At 35.8% G+C, this 19,302-nt stretch carries 20 protein-coding genes and 1 riboswitch; of the genes, 14 read left to right on the top strand and 6 right to left on the bottom strand.

What is annotated here, in order from left to right; all coding sequences use genetic code 11:
- Positions 1–129: 129 nt before the first annotated feature.
- Positions 130–297: riboswitch (M-box (ykoK) riboswitch) on the bottom strand.
- 195 nt (positions 298–492) lie between these two features.
- Positions 493–744 (bottom strand): DUF3932 family protein, encoded by a 252-nt coding sequence (locus F0362_RS20400; RefSeq protein WP_000665711.1) that lies wholly within the window; start codon positions 742–744, stop codon positions 493–495.
- Positions 745–933: 189 nt separating this feature from the next.
- Between F0362_RS20400 and rnz the strand changes: the two genes are divergently transcribed.
- The 4 genes from rnz to sdaAA all read left to right on the top strand — a co-directional run bounded on the left by rnz (position 934) and on the right by sdaAA (position 4,289).
- On the top strand, positions 934–1,857 hold the full coding sequence (gene rnz, locus F0362_RS20395; protein WP_000397436.1) for a ribonuclease Z: 924 nt from the start codon (positions 934–936) through the stop codon (positions 1,855–1,857).
- 692 nt (positions 1,858–2,549) lie between these two features.
- Positions 2,550–2,684 (top strand): hypothetical protein, encoded by a 135-nt coding sequence (locus F0362_RS31255; RefSeq protein WP_255257361.1) that lies wholly within the window; start codon positions 2,550–2,552, stop codon positions 2,682–2,684.
- A 48-nt stretch (positions 2,685–2,732) separates the two neighbouring features.
- Positions 2,733–3,392, top strand: coding sequence for an L-serine ammonia-lyase, iron-sulfur-dependent subunit beta (gene sdaAB / locus F0362_RS20385; protein WP_000877455.1), 660 nt, complete (start codon positions 2,733–2,735; stop codon positions 3,390–3,392).
- Positions 3,393–3,410: 18 nt separating this feature from the next.
- Entirely contained in the window at positions 3,411–4,289 is an 879-nt protein-coding gene (gene sdaAA / locus F0362_RS20380; protein WP_000489451.1) for an L-serine ammonia-lyase, iron-sulfur-dependent, subunit alpha, read from the top strand.
- A 49-nt stretch (positions 4,290–4,338) separates the two neighbouring features.
- Here sdaAA and proI read toward each other — a convergent pair whose 3' ends face one another.
- Positions 4,339–5,178 (bottom strand): pyrroline-5-carboxylate reductase ProI, encoded by an 840-nt coding sequence (gene proI / locus F0362_RS20375; protein ID WP_000027277.1) that lies wholly within the window; start codon positions 5,176–5,178, stop codon positions 4,339–4,341.
- A 165-nt stretch (positions 5,179–5,343) separates the two neighbouring features.
- Between proI and F0362_RS20370 the strand changes: the two genes are divergently transcribed.
- Positions 5,344–6,297: an MBL fold metallo-hydrolase gene (locus F0362_RS20370; protein WP_000125110.1), complete on the top strand. Its 954-nt coding sequence runs from the start codon at positions 5,344–5,346 to the stop codon at positions 6,295–6,297.
- 9 nt (positions 6,298–6,306) lie between these two features.
- Positions 6,307–7,101: an SDR family oxidoreductase gene (locus F0362_RS20365; protein ID WP_000147787.1), complete on the top strand. Its 795-nt coding sequence runs from the start codon at positions 6,307–6,309 to the stop codon at positions 7,099–7,101.
- Positions 7,102–7,131: 30 nt separating this feature from the next.
- On the opposite strand, the gene F0362_RS20360 is transcribed toward F0362_RS20365, so the two are convergent.
- A complete protein-coding gene (locus F0362_RS20360) occupies positions 7,132–7,317 on the bottom strand; it encodes a YqzH family protein (protein ID WP_001003213.1) in 186 nt (61 codons plus the stop codon).
- 224 nt (positions 7,318–7,541) lie between these two features.
- Here F0362_RS20360 and argC point away from each other — a divergent pair, with 224 nt between their 5' ends.
- The 7 genes from argC (at position 7,542) to F0362_RS20325 (ending at position 13,675) form a co-directional block, all read left to right on the top strand.
- Positions 7,542–8,579 (top strand): N-acetyl-gamma-glutamyl-phosphate reductase, encoded by a 1,038-nt coding sequence (gene argC, locus F0362_RS20355; RefSeq protein ID WP_097837450.1) that lies wholly within the window; start codon positions 7,542–7,544, stop codon positions 8,577–8,579.
- A 10-nt stretch (positions 8,580–8,589) separates the two neighbouring features.
- Entirely contained in the window at positions 8,590–9,813 is a 1,224-nt protein-coding gene (gene argJ, locus F0362_RS20350) for a bifunctional glutamate N-acetyltransferase/amino-acid acetyltransferase ArgJ (protein WP_000598404.1), read from the top strand.
- 11 nt (positions 9,814–9,824) lie between these two features.
- A complete protein-coding gene (argB, locus tag F0362_RS20345) occupies positions 9,825–10,592 on the top strand; it encodes an acetylglutamate kinase (protein ID WP_149889938.1) in 768 nt (255 codons plus the stop codon).
- On the top strand, positions 10,589–11,749 hold the full coding sequence (locus tag F0362_RS20340; protein ID WP_000200530.1) for an acetylornithine transaminase: 1,161 nt from the start codon (positions 10,589–10,591) through the stop codon (positions 11,747–11,749). Before argB ends, F0362_RS20340 begins: the two co-directional genes overlap by 4 nt.
- 12 nt (positions 11,750–11,761) lie before the next feature.
- Positions 11,762–12,712 carry an ornithine carbamoyltransferase gene (gene argF, locus F0362_RS20335; protein ID WP_000108847.1) on the top strand — a complete coding sequence of 317 codons (951 nt, stop codon included), beginning with the start codon at positions 11,762–11,764 and terminating at the stop codon, positions 12,710–12,712.
- A 137-nt stretch (positions 12,713–12,849) separates the two neighbouring features.
- Positions 12,850–13,410: a DUF2062 domain-containing protein gene (locus F0362_RS20330; protein ID WP_002044856.1), complete on the top strand. Its 561-nt coding sequence runs from the start codon at positions 12,850–12,852 to the stop codon at positions 13,408–13,410.
- 58 nt (positions 13,411–13,468) lie between these two features.
- The gene (locus F0362_RS20325; protein ID WP_000291941.1) at positions 13,469–13,675 is read left to right on the top strand and encodes a hypothetical protein; all 207 of its coding nucleotides are present in this window, start codon (positions 13,469–13,471) and stop codon (positions 13,673–13,675) included.
- A gap of 24 nt (positions 13,676–13,699) precedes the next feature.
- Here F0362_RS20325 and F0362_RS20320 read toward each other — a convergent pair whose 3' ends face one another.
- Together F0362_RS20320 and F0362_RS20315 are read right to left on the bottom strand one after the other, a co-directional pair.
- Complete coding sequence (locus F0362_RS20320) at positions 13,700–14,146, bottom strand: MarR family winged helix-turn-helix transcriptional regulator (RefSeq protein ID WP_000445820.1); 447 nt, start codon at positions 14,144–14,146, stop codon at positions 13,700–13,702.
- A 72-nt stretch (positions 14,147–14,218) separates the two neighbouring features.
- A complete protein-coding gene (locus tag F0362_RS20315; protein ID WP_000755809.1) occupies positions 14,219–14,998 on the bottom strand; it encodes a GDSL-type esterase/lipase family protein in 780 nt (259 codons plus the stop codon).
- Between the two features lie 365 nt (positions 14,999–15,363).
- Between F0362_RS20315 and cpdB the strand changes: the two genes are divergently transcribed.
- A complete protein-coding gene (gene cpdB / locus F0362_RS20310) occupies positions 15,364–17,715 on the top strand; it encodes a bifunctional 2',3'-cyclic-nucleotide 2'-phosphodiesterase/3'-nucleotidase (protein WP_000748632.1) in 2,352 nt (783 codons plus the stop codon).
- A gap of 58 nt (positions 17,716–17,773) precedes the next feature.
- Here cpdB and nhaC read toward each other — a convergent pair whose 3' ends face one another.
- A complete protein-coding gene (gene nhaC, locus F0362_RS20305; RefSeq protein ID WP_000253727.1) occupies positions 17,774–19,147 on the bottom strand; it encodes a Na+/H+ antiporter NhaC in 1,374 nt (457 codons plus the stop codon).
- Positions 19,148–19,302 lie beyond the last annotated feature (155 nt).

Genomic DNA, 19,302 nt, shown 5'->3' with positions numbered 1-19,302 from the left:
GGTGCATAAAGACATAAAAAAGACCTTTACTCACAACGAGTAAAGGTCTGAATTCACAGTTAAAAAACGTCCACACGAAAGCCTGTTAGTAAACATAGCTAAAAACAGTTTTTGTGTATGACAAAATACATGCACCTCTCCCTCGTTGAGTTTTAGCACTGTATAGCATAGGTACTGAAACCAGCTACGTTAAAAAAGGCCTTCATTCCGACCTTTCCTGTTGACCCATTGGCGTCTCTCGACATTTTTGGGCAGCAGCGTTTCTCTATACAGGAGCCTCACCTAACAGAGACCATATTCAATTACATGTTGAATGTTAGCACTGTAAAATCGTAGTGTCAATATCTTTTTAATCTGTTTTTTTGAAAAATCAAATAGATTTATGAAGGGTATATAGTATGAAATAAGTTGTATTTTTTGAGAATAAGTTGGAAAAATAAAAAATAATGAATATAAATAAAAAGCACTCATTACAGTGCTTTTTATAATAGATTATGAGATTGTAGGATTTTCAAAAATAACAATTTCTGAGTTATTTGTTGTTGAAACGCGTTGTGCGTAATATGTTAAAGCTGAAGAAATATATGTTGGTAATGTCTCATTTGTATGTGATGTTGTATATTCATGGATTAATTCTTTTAAAGTCGTCCATTCTAATTGTGCTGGGTGATCAGACACGAAAGAACTTACCCAGCGATCAAATGAAGATGAAAAATCAGTTTGTAAACGAAATACTTCTTTCATAATAAAACGCTCCCTTAAAATGTAGTACAATTATTTTACCACAAAACACGAACGATAGCTAAATTTTTTGAGTATAACGTTCGTGTTATATAGTTGTCTAGATGATTGGTTATGTAAATTCAATTTGCCATTTGAAATAACATTCCGTAAGATGAAAGATAGATTATATAAAGAGCTGGAGGAAAGAAAGTGGAATTTGTATTTTTAGGAACTGGTGCAGGTGTTCCTTCAAAAGGAAGGAATGTTTCAGCAATTGCTTTGCAGTTGTTAGAAGAACGAGGACAGACTTGGTTATTTGACTGTGGCGAGGCGACGCAACATCAAATACTACATACGTCTGTACGTCCACGCCGCATTGAAAAAATATTTATTACGCATTTACATGGCGATCATATTTTTGGATTGCCGGGTTTATTGGGTAGCCGTTCGTTTCAAGGTGGAACAACAAAATTAACAGTGTACGGACCAAAAGGAATTAAACAATTTATTGAAGTGGCATTATCAGTAAGTACGACACATGTGAAATATCCACTTGAAATCGTTGAGATAACAGAAGAAGGTACTGTGTTTGAAGATAATGAGTTTTATGTAGAAACGAAAAAATTGTCACATGGCATTGAATGTTTTGGATATCGTATTGTAGAGAAAGATATACAAGGTGTTCTTTTAGTCGATAAATTGCTCGAAATGGGAGTGAAACCAGGGCCAATCTTTAAGCGTTTAAAAGATGGAGAAGTAGTTGAATTAGAGAATGGTACGATACTAAATGGAAAAGATTTTATCGGTCCGCCTCAAAAGGGAAGAATTATTACCATTTTAGGTGATACACGATATTGCGAAGCGAGTAGAGAGCTAGCACAAAATGCTGATGTACTTGTTCATGAAGCAACTTTTGCGGCAGACGATGAACAACAAGCGCATGATTATTTTCATTCCACATCTAAGCAAGCTGCGAGCATTGCACTTCATGCAAATGCGAAACGATTAATATTAACTCACATTAGTTCTCGTTATCAAGGAGATACATATAAGGAATTATTGAAAGAGGCACGAGAGTTATTTCCTAATACAGAAATAGCGACAGATTTAAAATCATTTCCAGTAGAAAAATAATGATTTTTGGAAAAATGGTAACATTAGGTTACCATTTTTTTATGTCTAAAAAATTTTAAAAATAAAACTGTTATTATTTTATACTTAAACTTGGATGATACAGAAACTTAGAATGGTTTGAATATATAGGATAAAAATACGTAATAATGATTATTTAGAAAAACTGTTATATAAGTCAGATGACATACAAGTAATACAAATAGCAGAAAGGGACTTTTATTCAGAACTTTTAAAATTCAACAAAAGTAAGCGTTTTATAAAAAACAAGCTATAATGAGGGCAGATTACAATTTATTATAAGTCACATGCATATTAGTCATTGTCGTAACAAGTGAAGTTGACTAAAACATGAGAGAGTAATATGGAGATTATAATAGGAAAGATATCATTATTTGTACTAAGTCTTTTTTACTTTTTAGCTAAACGGTATGATTAGCTAGTGTAGCTGTTGCAAGTGGTTTAGTAGAAGCTTTTTTAATAATAAGTTGGTGGGGATTTAATTGGTATACCACTCTTTAAAAGAGTTCAGAACATCAGCAGGTAGTCTAGGTTGAGTAGCGGGTGCAAATTTAGTTGTATTAACAATGGTTATATCACCTGTTTATGCTATGCTTGCAATGGCTTCTGTGTTAAACTTTGGATTGCTACCAGGATTTATTGCTGGTTATCTTATATCGTTTTAAATGAAAGTAATGCTATATTTCTTATGTATTATGGTATCTGGTATTATTTCAGGATATTGGTTCATTTTATTCAAAAACTATCCAATTCGTACAGCGGAACAAATTCGTGGTAGAACTGGAACAGCAACAAATGTGGCAGCTTAATAAAATAGTAGAATAAATTTTTTTCATAGAGGTTTAGGGGGAGTTATGATGAAGTACCGCTCAGTGTTTGATATTATTGGTCCGGTTATGATTGGTCCATCAAGTTCACATACAGCAGGCGCGGCAAGAATGGGGCAAGTTGCTCGTCAGCTGTTTCGTCATGAGCCAGAGAGAGTTAGCATTTCATTATATGGTTCATTTGCAAAAACATACCGTGGTCACGGTACGGATGTAGCGCTAATCGGTGGAATACTTGGATTTGAAACAGATGATTTACGTATTCCAAGTGCGTTAGATATTGCAAAAGAACGCGGGATTGAAGTGGAATTCATTGAAGAAGATGCAAATGCTCCGCATCCAAATACAGCGAAAATTCGTCTGTATAAAGGTGAAGAGGAAATTGAAGTTGTTGCTTGCTCAATTGGTGGCGGTAAAATTGAAGTTGTAGAATTAAACGGATTCGATCTTCAATTAACAGGCACGAGTCCAGCACTACTTATTGTAAATAACGATCGCTTTGGTGCTATCGCAGCTGTAGCTTCCATTCTTGCGAAACACGAGATTAACATTAGTACAATGAGCGTTTCTCGTAAAGAAAAAGGAAGAAGAGCGCTTATGGTCATTGAAACAGATGAATTGTTAGCAGATGAAGTGATTGAAGAAATAAAAGGGCAACAAAATATTTGTCAAGTAACTATTATGGATTAATTGCAGGGGGGACACACCATGTTTCGGAACGCAGCGGAACTAGTGGCGCAAGCTAAAGAACAAAATGTAAAAATCGCAGAAATTATGATTCAATGTGAAATGGAAACAAGACATATTTCACGTGAAGAAGTAATTGCTGGTATGGAAAAGAACTTAGTCGTGATGGAACAAGCAGTAGAACGTGGTATTCGCGGCGTGAAATCACCAACTGGTTTAACTGGCGGTGATGCTGTAAAAGTTCAAGCGTATATGAAGAGCGGAAAAGGCTTATCTGGAGATACGATTTTGGACGCAGTGAGTAAAGCTGTTGCAACAAATGAAGTAAACGCGGCGATGGGGATTATTTGTGCAACACCAACAGCAGGTTCTGCTGGAACAGTGCCAGGTGTACTGTTTGCACTGAAAGAAAAATTACAACCTACACGTGAAGAAATGATTGAATTTTTATTTACAGCAGGAGCTTTCGGTATGGTAGTTGCGAATAATGCTTGTATTTCTGGTGCGGCAGGAGGATGCCAAGCAGAAGTTGGTTCAGCAAGTGGAATGGCAGCGGCAGCAGCAGTTGAGATGGCTGGTGGAACACCAGATCAAGCAGCTACAGCGATGGCAATTTCGTTAAAGAATATGCTTGGTTTAGTGTGCGATCCTGTTGCAGGACTTGTAGAAGTACCTTGTGTAAAGCGTAATGCAGCGGGTGCTTCAAATGCGATGATTTCAGCGGATTTATCATTAGCTGGTGTAACGAGTACAATTCCATGTGATGAAGTGATTGAGGCAATGTTTAGAATCGGACAAACGATGCCAGTAGCACTTCGTGAAACAGCTGAAGGCGGGCTTGCAGCAACACCGACAGGTCGTCGTCTACAAGAAGAGATTTTTGGAAAGAGTAATAACTAAAAGTATATGATGATAAAAAATGGAGCTCAAGTAAGATTGAGCTCCATTTTTATTTTTCTTTTGTGAGTTGTTCTAATGTTTTTCCAAGATCATGTGATCGTTTCGTTGCCTGTGTAATACAAGAAACGAGTGCTTGTTGAAATTTATTTTCCTGTAATACTTCAATGCCTGCTTCGGTAGTTCCGCCAGGAGATGTAATTTCCTTTCGCAAAACAGAAGGGTGTTTTTCGCTTGCTTTTAGCATTTCAGCAGCACCAATCATCGTCTGAAGAATAAGCGATTTTGCAACATCTTCTTTTAAACCAATTTTTTTTGCGGCGTCTTCCATCGCCTCTACTACGTAATAAATATAAGCTGGTCCACTTCCAGACAATGCAGTGACAGCATGCATATCTTCTTCCTCTACAACAGAGACGAGACCGACCGTTTCAAATAAAGATTTTGCAGTTTGAATATGTTCCGCTGTTGTATGTTTTGAAGGCGAAATAGCGGTAGCTGATTTTAAAATAGCGGCAGATGTATTTGGCATTGCACGAATGATCGGAACGTTTTTTTGAAGTAGGTTTCTAATCGAGTGAGTAGAAACACCTGCTAATAGCGAAATAATAAGCAAATCCTTATTTATATATTCTTTAAGAGGGGTAAGCGCTTCTGCAACATCCTTTGGTTTCATTGCTAGAAAAAGAATATTTGTATTAGCAAGTAGTTCTTTTTTGTTATGCGTACCTTTGACACCATATTTTGTATGTAGCTCTTGTAACCTTGTCTCGTTAGAACGATTACTTACGGTAATTTGTTCTCCTTTAACTACATTTGCGTGTAACAATCCACCAATAATCGCTTCGGCAATAGAGCCTGCACCGAGAAAGGATATGTTTTGAATAGACATGATGTTCCTCCTTTAAACTTGGTTAGAAATACTTATAAATGTACATACATTCGGTTTTTTATAGAAAACACCTCTTTTTATCTGAAAATAATGACAAATTTATGTAGAAGTTGTAAACTGAAGAAGTATTCATTTTTGAACCGGAAAGAGTCAGGGGGGCTAAGCATGACGGCGATTCACCGAATGGAGATTCCTGTGCCATTTGCAGTTGAGACTGTGAATGTGTTTTTAGTTGAGGGGGAGACATTAACATTAATTGATACAGGGACGAATACAGAAGAGGCAAAAAATGCGTTAGAAAGTCAATTAGGTGCATTAGGTTATACGATAGAAGATATTGAAACGGTAGTGATTACGCATCATCATGCGGATCATTGTGGACTTTTAAATATATTTTCTGAGAAAACGAATATTATTGGACACCCTTGGAATGAGCCGTGGATCACGCAAAATCCAGAGTTTTTAAAGCGGTATCATGAGTTTTTTAGAGAGACAGCCTTGCAGTTCGGTGTTCCAGCAGCATTTTTGAATGATGAGGCATTATTGACGACAAGGACACTTAAATATTCTTGTAATAGATCGTTAACACATACTGTGAGAGAGGGGGATCGTATTGATTCTTTACCTGGGTTTACAGTAATTGAAACCCCAGGCCATGCTTCTACTCATATTTCTTTATATAGAGAATCCGATGGGATATTAATTGGTGGGGATGCTCTCATTAGTCATATTTCTTCAAATCCAATATTAGAACCACCATATGAAGGGCAAACGGAAAGAGCACGTCCATTGCTACAATACAATCAAACGTTAAAACGTTTAAGTGAAATGAATATTTCACGTATTTTATCAGGGCATGGGGAAGATGTTCTAAATGTGAAACAACTTATTGAAACGAGGTTACAAAAGCAAGAAACACGTGCATTTAAAGTACTTGAGTTATTAAAGGAAAAACCGATGACAGCATTTGAAGTATGTGTGAAGCTATTTCCAGTATTATATAAAGAACAATTGCCGCTTACTATCTCCGAAACTGTTGGACAATTAGACTTTTTAGCATATAATCAACAAGTGATGATTGATGAATCTTCGCAACAATTGATTTATTATGCAAAGTAGGTGACAGCAATGACAGGACGCTTACAAGAAAAAGTAATCGTCATTACAGGCGCTTCTAGTGGAATTGGAGAGCAAGTTGCAATGCAAGTTGCAGAGCAGGGAGCGACTCCAGTATTAATGGCTCGAACAGAGGAGAAACTACAAGCGTTAGCAGACAAAATAAAAAAAACTTATAATACGCCTTGCTATTATTATGTATTAGACGTAAGTGAAGAGACGAAAGTACAATCTGTTTTTTCAAAGGTATTACAAGAAGTGGGACGTATTGATATATTGGTAAACAATGCGGGTTTTGGTATTTTTAAAACGTTTGAAGAGGCATCAATGGATGAAGTAAAGGATATGTTCCAAGTAAATGTATTTGGACTAGTAGCTTGTACGAAAGCGGTATTACCTTATATGGTAAAAAGAAACGAAGGACATATAATTAATATAGCTTCACTTGCTGGGAAAATTGCAACTCCGAAATCGAGTGCTTATGCAGCAACGAAACATGCCGTATTAGGATTTACGAATAGTTTGCGCATGGAATTATCGAATACAGATATTTATGTAACAGCAATTAACCCAGGACCGATAGATACGAACTTTTTTGAAATAGCTGATCAATCTGGTACATATGTAAAAAATATGGGACGTTACATGTTAAAACCAACATATGTAGCAGAACAAATCGTAAAGGCGATGCAAACGAAAAAACGTGAAGTGAATTTGCCGAAGTGGATGGGAATGGGGCCTAAGCTCTATGCGTTATTCCCTGGTTTATTTGAACGTGTAGCGGGAAAATCATTAAGTAAAAAATAGGAGATTTCCATATGGAAATCTCCTATTTTTTTATTTTCCAGTCACATAATCGTAAACGGTATCCTCAATTGCCTCGTATACGTCAATTTCATTATTCGAATGAATAATCGCTTGAATATGTTTCACTAACATTTCCTGATCCTCTTTTGATACAGGATTGCATTGATATTGCTGAAAACTTTTTATAATCATTTTCTCAATTAACTTTTCGTTCATATTTTTCCCCGCCTGTATGTACGTATGTATTGTTTTATTGTACTTGAAGTGAAATAAAAAAACTACCATGCACTATTTTTGTATAAAAATTCGGTTGAGTATATTATTTTTCTAGTAAAATTAAGTTTTTTAGTTTTGGAAAATTTATAAATATTTAATTGACTCTATAAATATACAATATTATAATCATACTTAATTTAAAGAATCAATATGAGGAGGAACTTATGAAAGTCGCAATTATTGGAGCAACTGGATATGGAGGTATTGAATTAATTCGGTTATTAGAGCAGCATCCGTATTTTTCGATAGCATCTCTCCATTCTTTTTCGCAAGTTGGTGAATGTATAGCGAATGTATATCCACATTTTCGAAATATCCTTGTCCATACGTTACAAGAAATTGATGTGGAGGAAATAGAGAAGGAAGCAGAAATTGTATTTTTAGCAACCCCAGCAGGTGTATCGGCAGAATTAACTCCAAAATTATTACAGGTAGGTTTAAAAGTAATTGACCTATCTGGAGACTTTCGTATGATAGATCCCTCGTCATATGAACTGTGGTATAAAAGGCCAGCTGCACAAGAAGAAATTCTTAGGAAAGCAGTATATGGGCTAAGTGAATGGAAAAGGTCTGAGGTTCAAAATGCAGATTTAATTGCAAACCCAGGATGTTTTGCTACAGCTGTATTATTAGCGATAGCGCCGTTAACGCGTAGCGGCATAATTGAAGAAGATTCCATTATTATTGATGCGAAATCAGGAGTATCTGGAGCGGGCAAAACGCCAACAACAATGGCTCACTTTCCTGAGTTATATGATAACTTACACATTTATAAAGTTAATCAGCATCAGCATATTCCTGAGATTGAGCAAATGCTTGCAGAGTGGAATAGTGAAATGAAGCCAATCACGTTTAGTACACATTTAATACCGATATCACGGGGGATTATGATTACACTTTATGCGAAAGTGAAAAAGGAAATGAAAATAGAGCAGCTTCAAAAATTGTATGAAGAAACGTATGAATACTCAGCTTTCGTTCGAGTTCGCTCTCATGGAGAATTTCCAAGTCCGAAAGAAGTAAGGGGCTCAAATTATTGTGATATTGGGGTAGCTTACGATGAAAGAACAGAAAGAGTTACAGTCGTTTCTGTTATAGACAATATGATGAAAGGTGCGGCTGGGCAAGCGATTCAAAACGCAAATGTATTAGCGGGATTGGAAGAGACAACAGGTTTACAGCATATGCCGCTTTATCCATAAGGGGGACATGATGATTAAAGTAGCGTCTATTACAAAATTAGAAAGTGGTTCAATTGTAACGCCGAAAGGCTTTTCGGCAATCGGTACTAGCAATGGTTTGAAAAAGGAGAAAAAGGATTTAGGTGCAATCGTTTGTGACGTACCAGCATCGTGCGCCGCTGTTTATACAACAAATCAAATACAAGCAGCACCCCTGCAAGTAACGAAAGATAGTATAGCAACTGAAGGGAAATTACAAGCAATTATCGTTAATAGCGGAAATGCAAATGCTTGTACAGGAATGAAAGGGCTACAAGATGCTTACGAGATACGAACATTAGGGGCAGAACACTTTGGTGTAAAAGAAAATTACGTTGCGGTCGGTTCAACTGGTGTAATTGGAGTACCTTTACCGATGGATAGCATCCGCAAGGGAGTTACATCTCTTATACCGACAAAAGAGGTAAGTGAAGCTCATTCTTTTTGTGAAGCAATTTTAACGACGGATCTTATAACGAAAGAAACTTGTTATGAGATGATTATTGATGGAAAAGAAGTGACTATCGCTGGTGTTGCTAAAGGTTCAGGAATGATTCATCCGAATATGGCAACGATGCTTAGTTTTATTACAACAGATGCCAATATAGAGCATGAAGTATTGCAAACAGCATTATCACAAATTACGAATCATACATTTAACCAAATTACGGTAGATGGAGATACTTCTACAAATGATATGGTCATCGTTATGGCAAGTGGATTGTCGGAAACGAAACCAATCAATATGGAACACACAGACTGGGAAACTTTCGTATTTACTTTACAGAAGGTATGTGAAGATTTAGCAAAAAAAATTGCACAAGATGGTGAAGGTGCTACGAAGTTAATAGAAGTAAATGTGCTAGGGGCTAAAGCGAGTGAAGAGGCAAAGAAAATTGCAAAGCAAATAGTTGGTTCAAGTCTTGTGAAAACCGCAATACACGGTGAAGACCCAAATTGGGGGCGAATTATTAGCAGTATTGGACAAAGTGAAGTAACGATTAATCCAAATACAATTGATATTACTCTTCAATCTATCGTTGTGCTAAAAAATAGTGAACCTCAAATATTTTCTGAAGAGGAAATGAAAAAGAAATTAAAAGAACATGAAATTATTATTGATGTGTATTTACATGTAGGAAAAGAGACCGGATCAGCTTGGGGATGCGACTTAAGTTATGATTATGTAAAAATAAACGCTTGTTATCGTACATAAGGAGAGAGAAGATGAGTGATTATATCGTAATTAAATGCGGCGGTAGCATGTTGGATCAATTAAATGATGTGTTTTTTGATTGTATAAAGAAATTGCAACAGAAGTATAAGATAGTGATTGTCCATGGTGGTGGCCCAGAAATTGATGCCAAATTAAAAGAGTGTCATATCAAAGTGGAAAAAAGAGATGGATTACGAGTAACACCAAAAGAAGTGATGGATGTTGTTCAAATGGTGCTATGTGGTAGTACAAATAAAAAGTTTGTAATGAATTTACAAAAGCATAATTTACTGGCCGTAGGGCTTTCAGGGTGTGACGGTAATTTACTTCAAGTTCAACCTGCCAGCGAAGAAATAGGATATGTAGGAGAGGTAAGTTATGTAGAAACAACCTTATTAAAAAAATTAATAGATATGAATTATATTCCTGTTATTGCCCCAATCGGAATAAATGGTAATGAGGTGTATAACATAAATGCGGATACTGCTGCAGCTGGGATTGCGGATGCGCTATCCGCAAAAGAACTTATTTTCATTACAGATGTAGATGGGATATTAAATGAAGGGAAATTGGTAAAGAAAACAGATGAGTCTGAAATTGCAACTTTTATAGAAAAAGGTGTTATTACAGGCGGGATGATTCCGAAAGTACAGGCGGCACTTACATCATTAAAAATGGGAGTACAAAAGGTAAGTATTGTGAATGGTACAAAGGATTTTACTGAGGTCACAGGCGAGTGTATCGGAACGACGGTAACGAAAGGCGTGAGTATTGTATGACGAGTCATCTTTTTCAAACGTATGGAAGAAGAAACGTTGAGTTTGTAAAGGGGAATGGAACGAAAGTTATTGATAAACATGGTAAGCAATATGTAGATTTCACTTCCGGTATTGGAGTATGTAATTTAGGACATTGTCATCCTACTGTTGTAAAGGCGGTTGAAAAGCAACTTGGAGACATATGGCATATATCGAATTTATTTACAAACTCCTTACAAGAAGAGGTTGCATCGTTAGTAACAGAAAATACAGCATTAGATTATGTGTTTTTTTGTAATAGCGGGGCAGAGGCGAATGAAGCAGCTTTAAAGCTAGCTCGTAAGCATACTGGAAAATCTCTAGTCGTAACATGTGAGCAGTCTTTTCACGGTAGAACATTTGGAACGATGAGTGCAACAGGTCAAGATAAGGTGAAAGAAGGGTTTGGTCCACTACTTCCGTCTTTTTTACATATCCCTTTTAACGATATACAAGCATTAGAGGAAGTAATGAATGAAGAAGTTGCGGCAGTAATGATAGAAGTTGTTCAAGGAGAGGGCGGGGTCATACTAGCTGATTCGTTTTTTTTGAAAGAAATCGAAATATTATGTAATAAGTACGGTTCTCTATTTATTATAGACGAAGTACAAACGGGTATAGGAAGAACCGGAACACTATTCGCTTACGAACAAATGGGAATAAAACCTGATATCGTTACTATCGCTAAGGCTCTTGGAAATGGTATTCCCGTTGGAGCAGTAATTGGTAGGAAAGAACTGGGCTCTTCTTTTAATGCGGGATCACACGGTTCAACTTTTGGAGGGAATTATATTGCGATGACTGCTGCGAAAGAAGTGTTACAGGTAAGCAAGGAACCATCCTTTTTAAAAGACGTACAGGAAAAGGGCGAATACGTATTAAAGAGATTGCAAGAAGAGTTATGTCATGTCGAATGTATTCAAAATATTCGTGGCAAGGGGCTTATGATTGGAATCGAATATAAGCATGAAGTTTCAAATTTTATAGAACAACTTGAAAAAGACGGGCTACTCGTATTACAAGCAGGGCCGAATGTCATAAGACTATTACCGCCACTCATTGTAACGAATGAAGAGTTAGAACAGGCAGTATATATGATAAAAAAAGTAGTTTGTACAAAAAACGTATCAATCATATAAGGGGGAAATTTCATGTCAACTGTACAAGTACCGAAATTAAATACGAAAGATCTTTTAACACTAGAAGAATTAACGAAAGAAGAAATTATTTCTTTAATTGAGTTCGCTATATATTTAAAAAAGAATAAGCAAGAGCCTTTATTACAAGGTAAAATATTAGGGCTTATCTTTGATAAACATTCAACTCGTACTCGTGTATCTTTTGAAGCAGGAATGGTACAGCTCGGAGGACATGGAATGTTTTTAAGTGGGAAGGAGATGCAAATCGGAAGAGGAGAGACCGTTTCTGATACTGCGAAAGTACTGTCTCATTATATTGATGGGATTATGATACGTACATTCTCACACGCGGATGTAGAAGAGTTGGCAAAAGAATCGAGCATTCCTGTTATTAATGGATTAACGGATGATCATCATCCTTGTCAAGCATTAGCAGATTTAATGACGATATATGAAGAAGTGAATACATTTAAAGGAATTAAATTGGCTTATGTAGGTGATGGGAATAATGTGTGTCATTCGTTACTGTTAGCGAGTGCAAAAGTCGGAATGAATATGACTGTGGCAACACCCGTAGGGTATGAACCGAATGAGGAAATTGTTAAAAAAGCGTTAGCGATTGCTAAAGAAACAGGCGCTGAAATTGAAATTTTGCATAATCCTGAATTAGCGGTACAGGAAGCAGATTTTATTTATACTGATGTTTGGATGAGTATGGGGCAAGATGGAGAAGAAGAGAAATATACTTTATTTCAACCTTATCAAATCAATAAAGAACTTGTTATGCATGCAAAGCAAACATATCGTTTCTTACACTGTTTACCTGCTCATCGTGAAGAAGAAGTAACAGGAGAAATTATTGATGGACCACAGTCTATCGTTTTTGAGCAAGCTGGTAATCGATTACATGCTCAAAAAGCATTATTAGTAAGTTTATTTAATAATGTAGAAGAACCTTCCTAAAAGGAAGGTTTTTTATATTAAAATGTCGGATGTATATTTGGTTAATCATTTTTATATCATTTATAATAGAAAGAGAAAACTAAATTTGTTATTCAGTGCGTGTAAGGACATACTACATATAAAATATAGTTAAAGAGATGATGAGAGTGAAAACAACTAAGCAAACATATTCGTTTTTTCAGCGGATGTGGAGAATATTAAAGTTTCAATATTATAAGTTGCTTCGATCGCCAGAAGGAGCAAAGAAAGTGTCGTTAGGTTTTGCTATTGGTTTTGGTTTAGAAATGTTAGTAATTTATACAGCATCGCTCGTATATGTAATATTTTATCCAATCGTTCGATTAGCAAAAGGATCATTTCCTGCTGCAGTTATTGGCAATATTATTGGGAAAATATCGTTTCTCCCAGTGTTTTTATTTCCGCTTGCGTATGCGCTAGGGAAAATGATTTATCCATTTCATGTACAACAAATACATCATGAACCATTTACGATATCGGACTTGTTTTCAAGTCACATTTTTACGATGTTAAAGAGCTTATTACAGAGTGAAGTATATGTATTAATTGGAATGACGATTTTAGGAGTTGTGTTCGGTGTAGTTTCATATTTCGTAGTGCATTATTTATATGAAAAGAATCGTAAGTTACGTTTGAAGAACAGAAAGAAAAAAGTGAGAGAACCACTTGTACAAATATAAAGAATGGCACATTCATTTTCTCCTTTGAATATGTTTAAGAAAAAGGGGGAGAGAATGGATGTATTATTACTATGTACCTCAAGTATACCCATATACAAATTATTATCCGGTAAATGATATGAGACAGCAAGTTGGAGTGTATCAACAGCAACAATTTCAGCAATTGCCACAAATACCACCACAACAACCTACGCAAGATCAAAAACCATATTTAACGACATGGCCATATTCAAATGTATACTACGGTAATTATTATGAATCATAAAGCTGCTTCTATTTAGAAGCAGCTTTATGCGTTTGTTTTCAAAATTAAATTTTGAATGGTTTGAAGAGATTGAATGAGCTTTTCGCGCTCTTCCTCAGATAATGTTTGGAAATTTTCTTTTAGTTTGTCTAAAATGAATTGCTGATACTGATTTACTAATAATTTCCCTTCAGCTGTTAGAGAAATTAAAATGACCCGTCGATCTTTTTCGCTATAATGACGCTCTATTAGTTCCTCTTGAATAAGTTTGTTTAATAGAGGTGTCATGTTAGGCCTTGAAATCGCTAGCCGCTTGCCGATTTCGGAAACTGCTAATGTGCCATTTTCATGCAAAAGTAGTAATACTTGTGTATGTGATGGCGGCATATGTCTTTGAGAAGAAAATTCTCCAGGAAGCATAAATTTGCGATAAAAAAGAGGCACTAGCGAAAGAAGATGATCAACAATACGTTCCCACTCGCGTGATTCCATATAAAGGCCCCCTTCCACTTTCATTGTAACAAAAAAGACATGGTATAAAAATAGAATTGTTTCACAGCAGCTTTAATATTTGTAGGATAACACTTGCTTTGTAAATGTATTAGCAATAATCGCATAGCCGTTATCATTTGGGTGCACTTGGTCAAATAGTAAATCTTTTTTATCATTCGATATTAATTTACGAATTGGTAAAACGATAGACGGTTGATTTGCTTTTGAAATGGAATAAACGGATTCATTCCATCCGTCTAAAAACATGTCTGCATAACTTGCGATGGAGTCATCGAGTTGTAACGGGTTATAGAGTTCTGAGAGAATGAGTAAAGCGTTCGGATTTTGATCTCGAACTGTCTTTACAATAGTTTTTATATCCGCTTCAAAATGAGCTTTTTCTTTATTTAACATTTTAATACCATCTATAACACCGACATCACGATTTAAGCGAAATAAATTATTTCCTCCAATATTAATCGTAATTATATTTGCAGCTCTAATTTTTTGCTTTACATCTTCTGATTGAACTTTTTTAGCGAGACGATCTGTAGTAAGGCCGTTTATCCCAAGATTTTCTACTGTAATTGGTTTATGAATTTGTGCTTCTATTTGTCTGGAAGCTAATTCAGCAAATCCACCTTGTGTCGATCCATATCCTTTAGCGAGTGAATCACCTAATACGAGGTGATAAAAGGAGTCGTTTGTTTGCTTATCAATCCAACTTGGAGCAGAGGTTTTCTCTGTTTTGTCTTCAGGTTCGTTTTGTTTTGTCTCATCGTTCTTTTCAAAATTAGAATAAGAAATGATTAGAAGGAGGAGACAAACAACTATTAAGATGACTTTTTTCATAAATTCATCCTCCTTGTAATTGGTAATTGTATCATATTCAGCAATATTAGCAATGTAAGGGCATATTATATGTTTATGAAAAGTTTACAATAACTTTACAGAAAATTTGTTGAAGTTTGTCAAAAAATATTGACGATACGAAAGAGTTTTATATATGATAATGTCAGATAAGGTGAAATGCTACTTAGTGGGAGCTTTATCTCCCGTTAATTGTTAGTCTTCATCAATCGAGCGTTTAAGGGGACTACTCGTTAGCGCAGGATGAAATGAAAATCGTGTCTCTAATAGAAGAAAAAAGGTATGTGATTATGGACCGATAGGGATTCATTTCATTATTTCTGGTAATTGTATAAGGGGGATTTTTTGTGAAAAAGTCAAAAAAAATGCTAGCTGGAGCAACTCTTGCTATAGGTGTAATAGCGCCGCAAGTACTGCCAACAACAGCTCATGCGGATGAGAATACTGGGGAGAGTACAGTTAACTTACGAATTCTAGAAACATCAGATATTCACGTTAACTTAATGAATTACGATTATTATCAAACGAAAACAGATAATAAAGTAGGTCTCGTGCAAACGGCAACACTTGTTAATAAAGCACGTGAAGAAGCGAAGAACTCTGTCCTGTTTGATGATGGGGATGCATTACAAGGGACACCGCTTGGTGATTATGTAGCGAATAAAATAAACGATCCGAAAAATCCTGTGGATCCTAGTTATACACATCCATTATATCGTGTAATGAATTTAATGAAGTATGACGTCATCTCTCTTGGGAATCATGAATTTAACTATGGTTTAGATTATTTAAACAAAGTGATTAGTAAAACAAAGTTCCCGGTTATTAACTCGAACGTCTATAAAGATGATAAAGATAATAATGAAGAGAACGACCAAAATTACTTTAAACCATATCATATTTTTGAAAAAGAAGTAGAAGATGAATCAGGTCAAAAACAGAAGGTGAAAATTGGGGTAATGGGATTTGTTCCACCTCAAGTTATGAACTGGGATAAAGCAAATTTAGAAGGAAAAGTTAAAGCGAAAGATATAGTTGAAACAGCGAAGAAAATGGTGCCGAAAATGAAAGCGGAAGGTGCAGATGTTATCGTTGCACTAGCGCATTCTGGTGTTGATAAGAGTGGATACAACGTTGGCATGGAAAACGCATCGTATTATTTAACAGAAGTTACTGGTGTAGATGCAGTATTAATGGGACATTCACATACTGAAGTGAAGGATGTATTTAATGGTGTTCCAGTTGTAATGCCTGGTGTGTTTGGAAGTAACTTAGGTATTATTGATATGCAATTGAAAAAGGTAAGCGGAAAATGGGAAGTACAAAAAGAGCAATCGAAGCCACAACTTCGTCCGATTGTTAATAATGAAGGTAATGTAGGACCTGATCAAAATTTAGTTAATGAAATTAAAGATGATCATCAAGCGACAATTGATTATGTGAATACAGCTGTAGGAAAAACGACAGCGCCAATTAATAGTTATTTCTCATTAGTACAAGATGATCCTTCTGTGCAACTTGTGACAAATGCCCAAAAATGGTATGTCGAAAAGTTGTTTGCTGAAAATGGACAATATAGTAAATATAAAGGAATACCAGTTTTATCTGCAGGCGCACCATTTAAAGCAGGTGGCCGAAACGGTGCTACATATTATACGGATATTCCAGCTGGAACGTTAGCAATTAAAAACGTTGCAGATTTATACGTATATCCAAATACTTTATATGCTGTAAAAGTAAATGGGGCACAAGTGAAAGAATGGCTTGAAATGTCTGCAGGTCAGTTTAATAAAATTGATCCAAAGGAAACAAAAGAACAGCCGTTAGTAAATATAGGCTATCCTACATATAACTTTGATATTTTAGATGGTTTAAAATACGAAATTGATGTGACGCAACCAGCAAAATATGATAAAGATGGAAAAGTTATAAAGGAAAATGCGAATGCGAATCGTATTGTAAATATGACGTATGAAGGTAAGCCAGTAGCTGACAATCAAGAATTTATCGTCGCTACAAATAACTATCGTGGAAGTAGCCAAACGTTCCCAGGTGTAAGTAAAGGGGAAGTTGTATACCAATCACAAGATGAAACACGTCAAATCATTGTGAAGTATATGCAAGAAACACCAGTTATTAATCCAGCAGCCGATCAAAACTGGACATTTAAGCCGATTGTTGCAGATAAATTAAATACAACATTCGATTCTTCACCAAATGCACAAAAGTATATAAAGAAAGATGGGAAAATATCATATGTTGGACCATCTGAAAATGAATTTGCTAAATATGCAATTGATATAACGAAGAAGAACGATGGTGGAGAAAAACCAACAACACCACCAACAGGTGAAGGTAATAATGGAGGAAATCCAACGACACCACCAACAGGTGAAGGCAATAATGGAGGGAATCCAACGACACCACCAACAGGTGAAGGTAATAATGGAGGGAATCCAACGACACCACCAACAAATGAAGGTAATAGTGGAAACAATGCAGGATCTGGACAAACTACAACAGATGATCAAAATACAAAAGAAACAACGACAACTGTAAGTGAAAATAAAGAAGCTGACAAAGATGAACGTGATTTACCGAAAACAGGTGCAAGTGTTGCTTCTACAATTGGAGCGGGTCTTGCATTTGTTGGAGCGGGATTACTTATGTTATTTAGAAGAAAGAAAGCAAATAGATAGTAAAGTGTTGTATAAAAAAAGGATTACCGCAATCGGTAATCCTTTTTTTACTTGTATATTATGAAACTGGTACTGCTTTTTCTTTTTTCCATGAAAGACCGAATCCAGTAAAGCCGACGATAATGGTTACAACTGGACAAGCTAAACAGAAGATTGCGTATGGCAGGTAATCGAATGTTGGAACGCTAAGGACGTTTGTTAAGAATACGCCACTTACACCCCATGGTACGAGTGGATTAATTACTGTACCAGCATCTTCTAGTACTCGTGATAAATTACGACGTTCTAAACCGACTTCATCGTATTTATTAGCAAATGCTTGTCCTGTTAAAACGATGGATAAGTACTGTTCACCAAGTAAGAAGTTTACACCAATTGCAGTTGAAGCAGTAGAAATAATTAAGCGTGTACTATTTTTAACAAAGCTAGAGATGATATTCATCAGCTGCGCGATAATACCCATTCCTTGTAGTAATCCTCCCATGCAAAGAGCTAGGAAAATAAGGGCAACGGACATCATCATACTTTGTAAACCGCCGCGAGATAATAAGCTATCAATATCTTTTATACCAGTTTTAGAAACATAACCGTCCTGCATAATTTTCATTAAATCAGTTAGAGATGTACTAGGTTTGAAAATAAAGAGAATAATGATTCCTACTACGATTCCAGCAAGTAATGTTGGAACTGCTGGAACCTTTTTGAATGCGAATAGGAACAGTAATAAAATTGGAATAAGTGTAACGATAGAAATTGTTGCATTTTTTTCTAACGTGCTAATAAAGGATGTGAAATCAACATTGCCTCCAGATCCACTGCCTAAAATGAAATATGCAATAAAAGCAATAATGAAAGCTGGAACTGTCGTCCAAAGCATGTTACGAATATGTTCAAATAAATCTACACCGGTTACAGCAGGAGCTAAGTTTGTTGTATCAGATAAAGGAGACATTTTATCCCCAAAGAATGCACCAGAAATAATTGCACCAGCGATAAGCGCTGGATCGTATCCAAGAGCACTACCCATGCCCATAAAGGCAAGTCCTACAGTTGCAGCAGTTGTAAATGCACTACCGATACTCGTTCCAACAATCGCACAAACAACAAAAACAGTTGGAACGAAAATTTTCGGAGATACAAGTTGGAAGCCGTATACCATTAAAGTTGGAATTGTTCCAGCTGCGATCCATACACTAATTAATACGCCTACAAGTAAGAAAATAAAAATAGATGGAATCCCCGCTGAAATACTACTGATCATCCCTTTTTCCATAGTAGACCAAGAGATTTTTTTCATAAACCCAAACGCTAATAAAATAACGATACCGAATAAAATCGGGATATGCGGTGAAACTTCTAATTGAATAACACTAAAACCAATACAGAAAAAGATAAAAATTGTTAAAAGAACAGATTCAATTTTTGAAACCATTGTTTTCCCCTCCTAATTAATCGAGAATAGTCTTTTTTATATAAAATTCGCCAATATTGTATATTTCCTTTTAAATTTTAGAATTTTTTGACAAATTACCGGTAATTTGTTAATACTTCTATATGATACGGAAATGATTGGATAAAAAAACGTCC

It is taken from the genome of Bacillus sp. BS98, from assembly GCF_008432245.1.
GTDB lineage: Bacteria > Bacillota > Bacilli > Bacillales > Bacillaceae_G > Bacillus_A > Bacillus_A toyonensis.
The sequence above is the reverse complement of the archived record's forward strand: the minus strand, read 5'-3'. Positions and strand labels throughout refer to the sequence as shown.

Coding starts and splice junctions, on each gene's coding strand:
- F0362_RS20400 (WP_000665711.1), bottom strand. CDS start 744: ATGAAAGAAGTATTTCGTTTACAAACTGATTTTTCATCTTCATTTGAT.
- F0362_RS31255 (WP_255257361.1), top strand. CDS start 2,550: ATGCTATATTTCTTATGTATTATGGTATCTGGTATTATTTCAGGATAT.
- sdaAB (WP_000877455.1), top strand. CDS start 2,733: ATGAAGTACCGCTCAGTGTTTGATATTATTGGTCCGGTTATGATTGGT.
- sdaAA (WP_000489451.1), top strand. CDS start 3,411: ATGTTTCGGAACGCAGCGGAACTAGTGGCGCAAGCTAAAGAACAAAAT.
- proI (WP_000027277.1), bottom strand. CDS start 5,178: ATGTCTATTCAAAACATATCCTTTCTCGGTGCAGGCTCTATTGCCGAA.
- F0362_RS20370 (WP_000125110.1), top strand. CDS start 5,344: ATGACGGCGATTCACCGAATGGAGATTCCTGTGCCATTTGCAGTTGAG.
- F0362_RS20365 (WP_000147787.1), top strand. CDS start 6,307: ATGACAGGACGCTTACAAGAAAAAGTAATCGTCATTACAGGCGCTTCT.
- F0362_RS20360 (WP_001003213.1), bottom strand. CDS start 7,317: ATGAACGAAAAGTTAATTGAGAAAATGATTATAAAAAGTTTTCAGCAA.
- argC (WP_097837450.1), top strand. CDS start 7,542: ATGAAAGTCGCAATTATTGGAGCAACTGGATATGGAGGTATTGAATTA.
- argJ (WP_000598404.1), top strand. CDS start 8,590: ATGATTAAAGTAGCGTCTATTACAAAATTAGAAAGTGGTTCAATTGTA.
- argB (WP_149889938.1), top strand. CDS start 9,825: ATGAGTGATTATATCGTAATTAAATGCGGCGGTAGCATGTTGGATCAA.
- F0362_RS20340 (WP_000200530.1), top strand. CDS start 10,589: ATGACGAGTCATCTTTTTCAAACGTATGGAAGAAGAAACGTTGAGTTT.
- argF (WP_000108847.1), top strand. CDS start 11,762: ATGTCAACTGTACAAGTACCGAAATTAAATACGAAAGATCTTTTAACA.
- F0362_RS20330 (WP_002044856.1), top strand. CDS start 12,850: ATGATGAGAGTGAAAACAACTAAGCAAACATATTCGTTTTTTCAGCGG.
- F0362_RS20325 (WP_000291941.1), top strand. CDS start 13,469: ATGTATTATTACTATGTACCTCAAGTATACCCATATACAAATTATTAT.
- F0362_RS20320 (WP_000445820.1), bottom strand. CDS start 14,146: ATGGAATCACGCGAGTGGGAACGTATTGTTGATCATCTTCTTTCGCTA.
- F0362_RS20315 (WP_000755809.1), bottom strand. CDS start 14,998: ATGAAAAAAGTCATCTTAATAGTTGTTTGTCTCCTCCTTCTAATCATT.
- nhaC (WP_000253727.1), bottom strand. CDS start 19,147: ATGGTTTCAAAAATTGAATCTGTTCTTTTAACAATTTTTATCTTTTTC.